6 protein-coding genes and 1 pseudogene are annotated in these 14,334 nt (G+C 70.0%); 6 read left to right on the plus strand and 1 reads right to left on the minus strand.

The window, feature by feature from the left end; translation table 11 throughout:
• Nucleotides 1-51: 51 nt before the first annotated feature.
• The 4 genes from ACQEVS_RS25585 (at nucleotide 52) to ACQEVS_RS25600 (ending at nucleotide 6,543) form a co-directional block, all read left to right on the plus strand.
• Complete coding sequence (locus ACQEVS_RS25585) at nucleotides 52-1,683, plus strand: cytochrome P450 (RefSeq protein ID WP_433023907.1); 1,632 nt, start codon at nucleotides 52-54, stop codon at nucleotides 1,681-1,683.
• Nucleotides 1,680-2,876 carry a cytochrome P450 family protein gene (locus tag ACQEVS_RS25590; protein WP_433023909.1) on the plus strand — a complete coding sequence of 399 codons (1,197 nt, stop codon included), beginning with the start codon at nucleotides 1,680-1,682 and terminating at the stop codon, nucleotides 2,874-2,876. The genes ACQEVS_RS25585 and ACQEVS_RS25590 overlap by 4 nt, the downstream gene beginning before the upstream one ends.
• A gap of 117 nt (nucleotides 2,877-2,993) precedes the next feature.
• The gene (locus ACQEVS_RS25595; RefSeq protein ID WP_433023911.1) at nucleotides 2,994-5,048 is read left to right on the plus strand and encodes an APC family permease; all 2,055 of its coding nucleotides are present in this window, start codon (nucleotides 2,994-2,996) and stop codon (nucleotides 5,046-5,048) included.
• A gap of 166 nt (nucleotides 5,049-5,214) precedes the next feature.
• The gene (locus ACQEVS_RS25600; RefSeq protein WP_433023913.1) at nucleotides 5,215-6,543 is read left to right on the plus strand and encodes a class I SAM-dependent RNA methyltransferase; all 1,329 of its coding nucleotides are present in this window, start codon (nucleotides 5,215-5,217) and stop codon (nucleotides 6,541-6,543) included.
• A 524-nt stretch (nucleotides 6,544-7,067) separates the two neighbouring features.
• On the opposite strand, the pseudogene ACQEVS_RS25605 reads toward ACQEVS_RS25600, so the two are convergent.
• Nucleotides 7,068-8,188: pseudogene (locus ACQEVS_RS25605) on the minus strand (IS630 family transposase).
• A 732-nt stretch (nucleotides 8,189-8,920) separates the two neighbouring features.
• Between ACQEVS_RS25605 and ACQEVS_RS25610 the strand changes: the two are divergent.
• A complete protein-coding gene (locus tag ACQEVS_RS25610) occupies nucleotides 8,921-11,716 on the plus strand; it encodes an AAA domain-containing protein (RefSeq protein WP_433023915.1) in 2,796 nt (931 codons plus the stop codon).
• Between the two features lie 1,579 nt (nucleotides 11,717-13,295).
• Nucleotides 13,296-14,075, plus strand: coding sequence for a hypothetical protein (locus ACQEVS_RS25615; RefSeq protein WP_433023917.1), 780 nt, complete (start codon nucleotides 13,296-13,298; stop codon nucleotides 14,073-14,075).
• Nucleotides 14,076-14,334: the final 259 nt, after the last annotated feature.

Below are 14,334 nucleotides of genomic sequence, written 5' to 3' on the forward strand. Positions count from 1 at the left end.
AACTCGGTGGCCGGAGCGAGCCATGTGACCGGCACGAGCGCTGTGACCGGTGTGAGCGCTGTGACCGGTGTGAGTGGGCAGCCGGCCGCCGGCCCGCCCGCCGGCTGCCCCGCCCACCAGGGCGCGGCACCCCTTCACGAGGGCACTCCTCTCCACGGCCCGGCCCACGAGGTCACCCCCCTTCACGGCCCGGACTTCGCCGCCGACCCGCACGCCGTCTACCGGCGGCTGCGCCGGTACGGGCCCGTCGCCCCCGTCGAACTCGCGCCGGGCGTCCGGGCCCACCTCGTCACCGACTACCGCGCCGCCCTGGACGTCCTGCGCAGCCCCGAGGCGTTCGCCAAGGACGCCCGCCGCTGGCGCGCCCTGGCGGACGGCCGCGTCGCGCCGGACAATCCCGTCGTGCCGATGATGGCGTACCGACCCAACTGCCTCTTCACCGACGGCGAGGCCCACCGGCGGCTGCGCCAGGCGGTCACCGACAGCCTGGCGCGCATCGACCCCAACGCCCTGCGCGGCTACGTGGAGCGCAGCGCCGACGTGCTCGTCGACCGGTTCACCACGGCCGGCGAGGCCGACCTGCTCGGCGACTACGCCAAGGTGCTGCCGCTGCTCGTCTTCAACCAGCTCTTCGGCTGCCCGCCCGCGCTGGGCGACCGGCTCGTCGAGGGCATGTCCGGCATCTTCGACGGGGTCGACGCCGAACGCGCCAACGCCCTCGTCACCAGCACCTTCACCGAGCTCATCGCCCTCAAGCGGCGGCAGCCCGGCGCGGACGTGACGTCCTGGCTGATGGCCCATCCGGCCGGGCTCACCGACGAGGAGATGATCCACCAGCTGGTGGTGCTCATGGGCGCGGGAACCGAGCCGCAGCAGAACCTCATCGCGGGCGCCCTGCGGCTGCTGCTCTGCGACGACCGGTTCGCGGGCGACCTCGCCGGCGGCAGCATGCCCGTCGACGACGCCCTCGACGAGGTCCTCTGGCTCGACCCGCCGATGGCCAACTACGGCGTGCACTACCCGACGGCCGACCTCGACTTCGCGGGTGTACGGCTGCGCGCCGGCGAACCCGTCGTCGTCAGCTTCGCCGCCGCCAACACGGACCCCGCCCTCCGCCCCGAACACCACTCCGGGCAGCGCACCGGCAACCGCGCCCACCTCGCCTGGAGCGCCGGCCCGCACCACTGCCCGGCCAAGGACCCGGCCCGGCTGATCGCCTCCGCCGCCGTGGAACGGCTCCTCGACCGGCTGCCCGACCTGGAACTGGCCGTCCCCGCCGACCGCCTGGTGTGGCGGCCCGGCCCCTTCCACCGGGCCCTGACCGCGCTGCCCGTCCGCTTCCCGCCGCAGCCCGTGCCCGCACCGGCGGCCGCGTCGGCGCCGGCCTCCGCTTCGGCGTCCGGTCCGGCTTCGGCCTTCCTGCCCGGGCGGCGTACGGGAACGGCGGGAGGCCGCCCCGGCGGTGACCCCGCGCGTACCGCCCCGCAGCCCTCCGCGAACGCTTCCGCTCCCGTCCCCGCTCCCACCCCCGAGACTTTTGGAGACCGCAGATGGAACGTCCCACCTGCCCCGTCACGATCGACCCCGCCGGCCGGGACATCCACGGCGAGGCCGCCCGCATACGGGCCCACGGGCCGGCGGTCCCCGTGGAGCTCCCTGGGGGCGTGGTGGCGTGGGCGGTGACCTCCCAGGCCCTGCTCAAGCGGCTCCTCACCGACCCCCGCGTCTCCAAGGACCCGCGGCGGCACTGGCCGGCCTGGATCAACGGTGAGATCTCCCCGGAGTGGTCCCTCTACACCTGGGTCGCCGTGCAGAACATGTTCACCGCCTACGGCCCCGACCACCGCCGCCTTCGCTCCCTGGTCGCCAAGGCGTTCACCGCCCGCCGCACCGCCGCCCTGCGCCCCCGCGTCGAGAAGATCACCGCCGAGCTGCTGGACGGCCTGGCCGCCGCCGCGCCCGGCACGGTCGTCGACCTCCGCGAGGGCTACGCCTACCCGCTGCCCATCCGCGTCATCTGCGAACTGATGGGCATCGAGGACGAGGCCGCCCGCGAGGGCCTGCGCCGCTGCGTCGACTCGATCTTCCACACCTCCGCCGACCCCGCCGAGGTCACCGCCACCTACACCGAGATCTACCGGCTGCTCGGCGAGCTTGTCGCCGCCAAGCGCGAGAAGCCCGGCGACGACATGACCAGCGTCCTCATCTCGGCCCGCGACGACGAGGACGGCACCCGGCTCAGCGAGCAGGAGCTGGTCGACACCCTGCTGCTGGTGATCAGCGCCGGCCACGAGACCACCGTCAACCTCCTCGACAACGCCATCCACCTGCTGCTCACCCACCCCGAGCAGCTCGCCCTCGTCCGCTCCGGACAGGCCGGCTGGGACGACGTCGTCGAGGAGGCGCTGCGCGTCGAGGCGCCCGTCGCCAACCTCCCGCTCCGCTACGCCGTCGAGGACATCACGCTCGACGACGGGACCGTCCTCCGCGCGGGCGACGCCATCGTCGCGGGCTACGCGGGGGCGGGCCGCGATCCGGAGCTGTACGGCGAGGGGGCGGCCGTGTTCGACGTGACGCGCGCCGTCAAGGACCACCTCTCCTTCGGCCACGGCGCCCACTTCTGCCTCGGCGCCCCGCTGGCCCGGCTGGAGGCGACCGTGGCGCTGCCCGCCCTCTTCGCCCGCTTCCCGGAGCTGCGCCTCGCGCCGGCGGCCGGCGGCGGGGAGGCGGGCGGCGGCGCAGCGGGTGGCGGCGAAGCGGGTGGCGGTGCGGCGGGCGTCGGCGAAGCGGGTGGCAAGGAGACCGGCGGCCTGGAGCCGGTCGACTCCTTCATCTCCAACGGACACCGGTCCCTCCCGGCGCTCCTGCACGGCTGACCGGCCGCCCTCCCCGGGACCGCGATCCCACCCCCCGCCCGCCTCCCACCAGCCCGTTCGCGGCCCCGGTGGGTGGCGGGTGGGCGACCGGGGGACCGAACGCTTACGATCCTCTGCGTGTCCAAATTGACCGACCTGCCGAAACGGATCCTGATCGGGCGGGCGCTGCGCAGCGACAAGCTGGGAGAGACCCTTCTCCCCAAGCGCATCGCCCTCCCCGTCTTCGCGTCCGACCCTCTCTCCTCTGTGGCGTACGCGCCGGGCGAGGTCCTGCTCGTCCTCTCCGTGGCAGGTGTGTCGGCCTACCACTACAGCCCATGGATCGCCGTCGCGGTCGTCGTGCTGATGTTCACGGTGGTCGCCTCGTACCGCCAGAACGTCCACGCCTACCCGAGCGGCGGCGGCGACTACGAGGTCGCCACCACCAACCTGGGCCCCAAGGCCGGACTCACCGTCGCCAGCGCCCTCCTCGTCGACTACGTCCTCACGGTCGCCGTCTCCATCGCCTCCGGCATCGAGAACCTCGGCTCCGCGATCCCGTTCGTCGTCGAGCACAAGACCGCCTGCGCCATCGCCGTCATCGTGCTGCTGACCCTGATGAACCTGAGAGGCGTCAAGGAGTCCGGCAAGCTCTTCGCGATCCCGACCTACGTCTTCGTCGGCGGCGTCTTCCTGCTGATCGCCTGGGGCGTCGTCCGGGGCGTGTTCATGGGCGACACCATGAAGGCGCCCACCGCCGACTACACCATCAACGCCCAACACCAGGGCCTGGCCGGCTTCGCGCTGGTCTTCCTGCTGCTGCGCGCCTTCTCCTCCGGCTGCGCCGCGCTCACCGGCGTCGAGGCGATCAGCAACGGCGTGCCCGCCTTCCGCAAGCCGAAGTCGAAGAACGCCGCCACCACGCTCGCGCTCATGGGCGGCCTGGCCGTCACCATGTTCTGCGGCATCATCGCCCTGGCCATGGCCACGCACGTGCGCATGGCCGAGAACCCGGCGAGCGACCTCCTCAAGGACGGCAAGCCGCTCGGCGAGGGCTACACCCAGAACCCGGTGATCTCGCAGGTCGCCGAGGCGGTCTTCGGCCACGGCTCGTTCCTCTTCGTCGTCCTGGCCGCCGCCACCGCGCTCGTCCTGTTCCTGGCCGCGAACACCGCCTACAACGGTTTCCCGCTGCTCGGCTCGATCCTCGCCCAGGACCGCTACCTGCCGCGCCAGCTGCACACCCGCGGCGACCGGCTGGCGTTCTCCAACGGCATCGTGCTGCTGGCCGGCGCCGCCATCGTCCTCACCTACATCTACGGGGCCGACTCCACCAAGCTGATCCAGCTCTACATCGTCGGCGTCTTCGTCTCCTTCACCCTGAGCCAGATCGGCATGGTCCGGCACTGGAACCGGCACCTGGAGACCGAGACCGACCCCGGCAAGCGCCGCCACATGGTCCGCTCCCGGGCGATCAACACCTTCGGCGGCTTCCTTACCGGCCTGGTGCTGGTCGTCGTGCTGCTCACCAAGTTCACCCACGGCGCCTGGGTCGCCCTGCTCGGCATGGTGATCTTCTACGCGACGATGACGGCGATCCGCCGCCACTACGACCGGGTCGCCGACGAGATCGCCCTCGAGGACGAGCCCGGCGAGGCGGCCGTCCGGCCGTCGCGGGTGCACTCCATCGTGCTGGTCTCCAAGGTCCACAAGCCGACCCTGCGGGCCCTCGCCTACGCCAAGCTGATGCGCTCGGACACCCTGGAGGCGCTGAGCATCAGCGTCGACCCGGCCGAGACCAAGGCGCTGCGCGAGGAGTGGCACCAGCGGGGCGTCGACGTCCCGCTGAAGATCCTCGACTCGCCGTACCGCGAGATCACCCGGCCGGTGATCGACTACGTGAAGTCGCTCCGCAAGGAGAGCCCGCGCGACGTGGTCAGCGTCTACATCCCCGAGTACGTGGTGGGCCACTGGTACGAGCACCTGCTGCACAACCAGAGCGCCCTGCGGCTCAAGGGCCGGCTCCTCTTCACCCCGGGCGTGATGGTCACCTCGGTGCCCTGGCAGCTCGACTCCTCCGAGGTCGCCCGCCGCCGCGCCCGCAAGCGCGCCGAGTGGAACGCGCCCGGCTCGGTGCGGCGCGGCCCGGTCGCCCCGCCGCAGAAGAAGGAAAAGGCCGCGGCGAAGAAGTAGAGGCTGCGGCGGGGCAGTAGAGGCCGCGGCGGAGAAGGAAGGCCGCCGCGGAGAAGAGGTGGTGACCGCGGCGGAGCGGTGGCGGTCACGGGGGCGGTGCGGCGGGACGTAGACTGGACGGCTGTTGTCCCGCCGCACCACCGAGCCCCTCAGGAGCCCTCCCCCCATGCAGACGGAACCGACGAAGTCGCTGGTCGGCGAGGAGTACGAGGTCGAGGTCGGCCCGGTGGCCCACGGCGGCCACTGCGTCGCCCGGACGGAGGCGGGCCGCGTCCTCTTCGTCCGCCACACGCTCCCCGGCGAGCGGGTGATCGCCCGGATCACCGACGGCGAGGAGACGTCCCGCTTCCTGCGCGCGGACGCGGTGGAGATCCTGGAGCCGGCCAAGGACCGCGTACCGGCCCCCTGCCCCTTCTCCGGCCCGGGCAAGTGCGGCGGCTGCGACTGGCAGCACGTCAAGCCGGGCGCCCAGCGCCGCCTCAAGGGCGAGGTCATCGCCGAACAGCTGCAGCGCCTCGCGGGCCTCACGCCCGAGGAGGCCGGCTGGGACGGCACCGTGGCGCCGGCCGAGGGCGACAAGGTCCCCGCCGGCCAGGTTCCCGCCTGGCGCACCCGCGTCCAGTACGCGATCGACGCCGAGGGCCACGCCGGCCTCCGCAAGCACCGCTCGCACGAGGTCCAGCCCATCGACCACTGCCTGATCGCGGCCCCGGGCGTGAGCGAGCTGGGCATCGAGAAGCGCGAGTGGCCGCAGATCGCCTCGGTGGACGCCATCGCCGCCTCCGGCTCCGCCGACCGTCAGGTCGTCCTCACCCCGAAGCCGGGCGGCCGCCTCCCGATCGTCGAACTCGACAAGCCGGTCTCGGTGATGCGCGTAGGCGAAAAGGACCAGCGGATCCACCGCGTCCACGGCCGCCCCTTCGTCCGCGAGCGCGCCGACGGCCGCACCTACCGCGTCGGCGAGGGCGGCTTCTGGCAGGTCCACCCCCAGGCCGCCGACACCCTCGTCAAGGCCGTCATGCAGGGCCTCATGCCGCGCAAGGGCGACATGGCCCTCGACCTCTACTGCGGCGTCGGCCTCTTCGCCGGCGCCCTCGCCGAGCGCGTCGGCGACAAGGGCGCCGTCCTCGGCATCGAGTCCTCCAAGCGCGCCGTCGAGGACGCCCGCCACAACCTCCAGGACCTCGACCGCGTCCGCATCGAACAGGGCAAGGTCGAGGACGTCCTCCCGCGCACCCGCATCGACAGCGCCGACATCATCGTCCTCGACCCCCCACGCGCCGGCGCCGGCCGCGCCACGGTCCGCCACCTCTCCACCCTCGGCGCCCGCCGCATCGCCTACGTCGCCTGCGACCCGGCCGCCCTCGCCCGCGACCTGAAGTACTTCGCGGAGGAGGGCTACCGCCCGGCGACGCTGCGGGCGTTCGATCTGTTTCCGGTGACGCATCACGTGGAGTGCGTGGCGATTTTGAAGCCGGTGGCTAAGGACGCCTGACCTGCGGTTTTGTGGGCGCGCGTTATGTGCGGTGTGGGCGTTACGGGCGATATCTTGACGCTGAAATGACGCTCGTTCTGATGGGTCGTCAGGCGCCCTGCGTCGCTGGTCAGGCGATTTGCTGGCTACGTGGTTGTGGTAGGGCGCCGGGGCCTTCGTGGTGCTTTGCTAAGCGGTCTCGCCGATCCACGTGTGCCCAACGCCGAACAGGTTCTGTGACCTTGCTGCGGCCGCGAACGTGTTGGCGAACCGGGGTCTCTCGGCTGGCCACTGACAGCCCGGCCGGTACCCCGTTCCCAGGTAGACGCCCCCCGTATCATCCTCTGAAAGGCCGTCCGGTTCGGCAGAAGCCACTTTCATCAGACTGGACCACAACCACTCTGAAAGCAGGTGCGCCGGCTGCCGTGCCAAGGTGCCTCACCGAGACCTGCTCGCGCGCATGCTCGGCCCAAGCGGGTAAGTTCCACCAGGACCCGTGGAATGAAGCCTAGTGCTGTGACTGCATAGGTTCGCCGGTTTCGTGGTCAGGCTGCGGCTTGTAGTGGCCTGCCACCCCAGCGGATTCCTTTCTCGCTGCGGACGCGTGCGCGTTCGCGTCGTTGGGCGGCCAGGACGTCGGGGTGGCGGGCGTTCTGGTTGCGCCAGCGGAGGTAGGCGTGCAGGGCCCGGGTCTGGGCGGTGTGGTGGGCGTGGTGGGAGTTGGCGAGGGTGAACTGCCGCAAGGGTCCGAAGTGGGCTTCGATGGGGTTGGCCCAGGACGCGTAGGTCGGGGTGAAGCACAGCTCGACCTTGTTCCGCGCCGCCCACCTGCGAATTCTCCAGTTCGCGTGGGCGGAGAGGTTGTCGAGGATCACGTAGATGGGGGCGCCGTCCGGGCGGGCCGCGCGGATCGACCGCAGGGCCGCCCAGGTATGGCCGATGCCCTTGCGCCGCCGGACCACCCCCAGAGCCGGTCGTCACCGACGGAGTAGCAGCCGTGAAAATAGGTGACGCCGTGGGTGCGGCGGTAGGTGGCGGGCTGCCGGTCCGGGTGGCCGGCCGGTGCCCAGCACGAGCCGCCGGTCGGACGGATGCCGAGCGGGCCGAACTCGTCGAAGGCGAAGGTGTGGTCCGGGCGTTCGTTGAGGGCGTACTCGATGCGGTCCAGCTTGGCGTCGAAGGATGGGTCCGGGGATTCCTTCCAGGTCTTGGTGCGTTGGAAGGAGATCCCGCGGCGGACCAGCAGGCCGCGGAGGGCTTCACGTCCGATCCGGACCGGCCGGGCGGTGTTGCGATGCAGGTGGTCGGCGAGCTTGCGCAGCGACCAGTGCGTGAACGGTTTGCCCAGCATGGTCGGGCGGGTGGTGGCCATCTGGGCGACGAAGTCCTCGTCGTCACTGCCCAGCAGGCGGGGACGGCCTCCCGCCCACCGAGGGTCCAGGCAGGCCAGCCCGGTCTCGTTGAACCGGTGGATGACGTCGCGGACGGTGTCCTCGTCGGCCTGGACCAGGCGCGCGATGACGGGGACGGTGTTCCCGCCGGCCGAGGCGAGCAGCATCATCGCCCGCCGGAACCGCACCGCGCTGGTGGTGCCTCGCCGGACGATCCGCTGGAGCTTCTGACCTTCCTGCTCGGTCAGCCTGCGGACCCTAACTGGTGGTGCCATCCCCGCCCCTCACTGGTCGTTGCTTCCGACCAGCACAACGAGCAACCCGGCCAACCAATGCGGTCACAGCACTAGGAGGCTCTCCACCTCGCTATCGGTCACCAGGTCGGTGGGAACGTGGGTGTCTCGTAGATCGCGAGCGCTGGGGTACTGACCGTTGTCCTTGCGAGAATAACTGCTCGGGTGTCATCCGCTCCTCGCCCAACAGAGCGTCTGAGGAGATCGGTACCCCGAAGACCTGAGCCGCTACCTTCAGGATGGAGCCGGGGTCAACCTCGGGCCCGCCCTCGCCGAGGGGCGCCGAAGTCGCCACCGGCAATGGCTGATCGCGAATGATTTCGGCCAGCGACGGGTCAGTGACTGGCCATAGCCGTCGAGTGCACCGTTCGACAGCGACAGACTCACGTACGGTCTTCGGACCTGTGGGGCGATGTTGGGGGAGCGGTGTACATGACCGGGGCGGGGCGGCCTTATCCCGTCGAGGAGCTTCTAACGGCGGTGCGCGCCGAGATCCTCGCCGAACTCCGAAACGACGCCGAGGGCGCCATGAAGGTCGCTCTTTCTAAGGGGCGCCTTCTCTCGCAATCTGGGGGGACACGCGAGTATCTCTTCGAGTGCCGCACCTGGCACGACGGCCTGGACGGTGTTTCGGTCCTCGCCCGGCCGTCACGTTCCCGGAAGGCGTGGGACCCGGCCGAGGCGTCTCGCGCTCCGGACGGGACCGTCAGGCTCGTGACGAAGGCCGATCTCGGGGCGGCGCCCGCGAACATCCAGATCCGCAAGGACGACTCCGCGAACTGGGCCGCGCTGGCCGAGCGCTTGGAGACGGTCGGCGGTCAGGACAGCCCCGTCGACGCGGACCACGCGGGCTGGCTGGTCGGCCGGGGTACCCCGCGCACCTGCCGTGCCGAGAACCCGGGGCAGTGGGTGGCGAACTGGGCGGGGCTCCAGCTGAACCCACGACAGCGCGACGCCGTCGCACAGGCCCTCGCCAGTGAGGTGCTGTTCCTGTGGGGACCGCCCGGCACCGGGAAGACGGACGTCGTCGCTCACATCGTCGAGGGCAGCTTCCGCCAAGGACTCAAGGTCCTCTTTCTGGCCCCCACGAACATCGCGGTGGACCAGGCCCTTGAGCGGATGTGCTCCCTGCTGGAGCACGAGGAGGGCTTCGCAGAGGGGATCGTCCAGCGGGCAGGGGTCATCGTTCTGCCGTCGCTGCGCAGCCGCTACGGAGACCAGGTCGACCCGGCCCGGATTGCCGCCCTGCTCGTGGAGAGCATCGACCGACAGATCAGCACGGCGACCGACCAGCTCAAGGGCGCGAGGGCGGCGCTGGCCCTGCACGACCGGATCCGGGACCTGGAGTCGGACCTGGCCACCGGCACAGAGGAGATGGCGGAGGCCGACCAGGACCACGCCGCGGCGGCGAGGAAGGTCGCGGCCGCGGACACCCTGGCCGCGCAGCTGCGGCGGAAGATGGAGAAAGTGGGGCCACCGACCGGATTCCTCGCGGAGCGCAGAACGGCGAAGCTGAGCGACCTCTGGTCCGCCCTGGCGCACGAGGAGGACGAGGCGAAGCGGGCCAGGGCGGACGTGGCGCGCGCGGCCCGGCGTCGCACGGCGGGCGAGAAGCAGGCGGCCGAGGCCCGCCGAGCCCTCCCCGCAGCCTATGCCGCCGTCGTAGGGATCCCGCCCAGACAGATTGTCGCCGAGTCCGCTGCCTCGCTTCAGGAGCAACTTAACGAACTCGGGCGGAAACGCAAGCAGATCCAGGACGAGGTTCGCTCCCACTGCCGGGTGCTCGGAGCGACCGTGGCCAAGGCCGTCCAGTCGAGAAAACTGCTTGACGAAGTCGACGTCGTGGTGATCGATGAGGCCGGGATGGTCAACCTGCCGTCGGCCTGGTTCGCTGCCGGTCTCGCCCGCAAGCGGGTGGTCGTGGCGGGCGACTTCCGACAGTTGCCCGCCGTGACCAAGGGCGACGGTGACCGGGAGGCGAGCGAGGAGGAGCGCACCCACTCCCGCGAGTGGACCGCGCGGGACGCCTTCCACGCCGCCGGACTGGTCGATCCTTCCGGTCGGGTGCGCCAGGACCCTCGCCTGGTGGCGCTCGACACCCAGTACCGAATGCGAGAGCCGATCTGCGCGGTCGTCAATGAAGTGGCGTATCCGGACGCGCCGCTCAGGACCGGGCGCGGGAACACCAGCCGCCTGCCGTTCGCCCCGCTCATCGACTCCCCAGTGATCCTGATCGACACGTCCGGCCGCCGGATCCCCGGTGGCGGCCGCAAGCCCCACATGACGAACGCCGTCCACGCCGCGGTCATCCACGAACTGGTCCGAGGGCTCCAGTACGAGGGAACCCTGCCCGCACGCAAGTGGCCGGAGGTACCCGAGGGGGAGCGGGCGACCGACCGGCTCGCCGTCATCTCCCCGTACCGGGAGCAGGTCAAGGTCCTCAAGAGCAGCCTGGCCCACCGGTTTGGGGAGGACTACGACGGCCTTGTCGACACCGTGCACCGGTTCCAGGGCAGCCAGCGCCCCGTAGTGCTCCTCGACACGGTGGCGGGCGCCGGCAAGGATCCCGGCTTCTTCTACAGCGGAACGGGACTGTCCTCGCAGACCTGCCGCCTCCTGAACGTCGCTCTCAGCCGGGCCCAGGACCACCTGGTCGTCGTGGCGGACGTCGCCTTCCTGCGCAAGCACCTGGCCCCGCACAGCGAGGCACTGGCAATGGTTGACCATCTGGAGGCGCACGCGCAGACCATCTCCGCCGACCAGCTGATCCCGATCCGCGACGCGGACCAGCTGGCCACCCTGTCGGAGGAGGAACTGGCGCGACCCGCATTCTTCGAGCACAGCGAGGTCTTGGGGGCGGTGGCCTGGGATGTGGAGCGAGCACAGCGCAGCATCGAGCTGTACTCGGCGTTCATGGACGCACCTCCCGTCCGCCGGTGGGCCCGGATGCTCGGCCCGAAGGCGGCTGAGGGGCTCCAGATCACGGTCTTCACCCGCCCGCCGGAGGAGCAGCAGGAGCACTCCCGCGTGGCGCGGCACCGGGAGCTCGTCGGGCAGCTGGAGGCCGTCGGCTGTCGCGTCGAGTTTCGCGATCGTATGCACGAGAAGGTTCTCATTTTGGACGGTTCGGTCCTGTGGCACGGCTCGAAGAACCTGCTCGCCAACATCGGGCCCACGGACCTGATGATGCGCTATACCGACCCCGCCTCCTGCGACCGTGTACGGCGGCTGATGGAGCGCACCCGCATGGAACGCCCGGCACGAGGGCTGTGGCGTCCCGCCAGAGAGACGGCTCCAGCGTCCGAGATGCCTGCCCAGCGAGCCGAGGCGCAGGACGGCAAGGTGTACCCGGGCCTTGTGCGGGACGGCCGTTTGTACCTCGACGTCCCGTACGAGCAGAGGAACGAGGCCAAGCGCCTGCTCAGAGCCCAGTGGGACAGGGAGGCCCGGCACTGGTGGGTCGACGCGGACCGGATCACCCGGGAACAGGCGGCGCGCTGGCTGCCGTAGTGGCAGCTCACCACGAGCTGCGAGGGACGTTCGCCGCCAGACGCTTCCGGCCGCACCCTCAGGCTGGCCGGGCTGCCTCAGGGACGACTTGGTAGCTGGATCAACTGCGTCGGCGCGCCAGTGCGAGAGGCTGCACTTCCCACGGAGGGCTTGCCGGTGCGAACGCGTATGGCGGCGACCGCCAATCTGGTGAATGGGTCCTGTTCGGCCTGACAATGGGAGCGTACAGAGGGAGAGGCTGTCGTACTCATCTCGGAGAGCAGCTTGCAGGTGCCTGCCTAACTATGAGCAGTGCTCGAGCGGCTGTCCGGTGCAACGGCGAGCCCTTCGTGCCTGTCGCGATCAAAGGTGAGGTCTGTAGTCAGCCGGTTCTGAGGGGCTGGCCAGGCGGAATCGTTTGACGCTTGTTTGACGCTCACAGGGGGTCGCGGACCGGTGGGTTCGCCCGAAGTGCCGCCTGACCTGGGACGTTATGATGATCCGATTTTGAGACCTGTTTCCGGTGACGCATCACGTGGAGTGCGTCGCGATCCTGAAGCGGGTGGCGCAGGATTCCTGACCCGCGGTCTTGAGCGGGCGGGCGCATGATGTGCGGCGTGAGCGACGCGGGGCGGTACCCCGACGCTGAAAGGCCGTCCGCCTAGACCTATTTGACGCTCGTCCTGATGGGGTGCCAGGCGGCCTGCCGGACAGGCCGGCCCTGTCGGGGCGGCGTCTGTCGATGGAGGCCGGGTAGGCGGCGCTGAGCGCGGATCCGTGGAGCCCTGCCGCCGGCCGAGTGCTGGTAGGGACCTCGGCGAGTTCGGCAACACCGCGTGGTGGGACACCATCCACTGTCGAGCGGGCCGTCGGCAAGTAGAAGAACTCCCGGGCCGTTGCCACCCGGTACGAGAAGCGCGGTTGGGTTGTCTCGGCTCCGTCACCGTCGCCGCCCTGGTCATCGGGCCTCGCGCCGGGACAACTCGCCATGTGGGCGGGTCAGGGTTGGGCAGTGCCCTGCTCTCCTCCGGCCAGCCGACGGGCCCGCTGTTCGTCCGGCTCGTGACCCGGGGTCGAGCTCATAACCTTCCTTCGGCGGTCCGGACCACCAGGCCAGTCGAGTGCGTGGAAGGGGTACTTCTGCGATAGCGCCTCTGTCAGGCGCCCAACTCTTGGCGGCGATCGGCCGGACGGCTCCCAGCGGGTGCGTCAACTGGCCCCGGCGGCAGAAGCGGGCAGTCCAATGACGAGGATGTGGGACGAACTCCCCTGGAATAGCCTGGCGTTTCAACCACTGGGCGGCGGGTGGCTCGTGGGGTGAGTGATCGGCGGCTGAAACGAGGGATCGAAGCCCGAAGCTCAGCATCGAGAAGTTCGCTATTCATATGTCCAAGGATTAAGGGAAGGTTGGCGTGATCCCGTCGGTCCCTGCTTTGGGTTGTGAGGTGGTGTCAGGTGCATGTGACCGCTACTGTGGCGATGGGCTCGACGGGCCCGCATTCACTGGGGGTGGATAGTGCTCTGGCTTCGTGCCAATTTACGGCGCTCGCGCGGTGCGTTGTGCACGGCAGCACTGTCCACTTTGCTGACGCTTGCACCTGTGCAGGCCGTTGCCGTGTCCGGCGATGAACCCCCGAACGGCCCTCGGCTGGTGCTTGATAATGGCAGGTCGTATGAAGTCGGAGACGACGTCGGACCGGTCATCGAGGGAATGGCCGGCCCGTGGGACGACGTGGTGGTCACTTCGCCTGCCCTGGTCAAAGCCCAACACTTGCACCCGAAGAGCAAGGGCGCGTCGCGCTCCGAAGATCCTGTCGGGCCCGGGATGAGAGTCAGCATTCGCAGCGACATTGCTCCGGGGAACTATCCGGTCACCGCGACGCTGAACGGGAAGACCGTGGCGACTGCGCAGATGAAAGTCGTAGCACAGAGGCCGGCCGAGATCCGGCGGTTCGCCATCGAGCCCAGGGACAAGAAGGTCCGCCCCGGCGAGAGCGTGGTGGTCGTTCTCTCGGACGACCATGCCGCACCGGATGAAGACTCAGTGGCCGTCAACTCCCCTGCATTCGAGGGCTCACAGCGTATAAAAGTGGACAGTCCCGATGACCCGGCCTGCAAGTGTGACGATGGCGCCACGGTCTATGCCGCACGCATCACCGTCTCGAAGGGTACGGGTACGGGAACCTACCGCGTCACGGCCGTCAGTCACCATGGCCGAACGGTATCGGTAGCGAAACTTACCGTGGCCGGTGATGAGAAGGGCTCCGGTGCCTGGGTGCTCTGGTCTTTCGTCGGTGGCACTGGGTCGGCTGTCGTGGCGGCGGGGGCGTGCCTCGCCGTGTCGAGTCGACGCCGCCGTGCGGAAGTTGGCTCCGACTGATCCTGTAGCTCCTTCTCTGCAATGGCTTACTGCTTTCAGGATTCCGCCCTGTGTCAAGTAGGGCGGTGACTCCGCATTTCCATTGGAATGCCGGAAATGCATCTCGCATGGAGGTGAATCTTGCACATGTTACGAATACGCCGCGTGGTGGTTGCGGCGGTCTGTGGCTCGCTGATCACCATCGGCGCTGCCGATATCGCTTCGGCGAATCCAATACCGACACCGACGAGGCCGGGCAGGGCGGTGCACCACCAAAGAC

The organism is Streptomyces sp. CA-181903, from assembly GCF_050937075.1.
GTDB lineage: Bacteria > Actinomycetota > Actinomycetes > Streptomycetales > Streptomycetaceae > Streptomyces.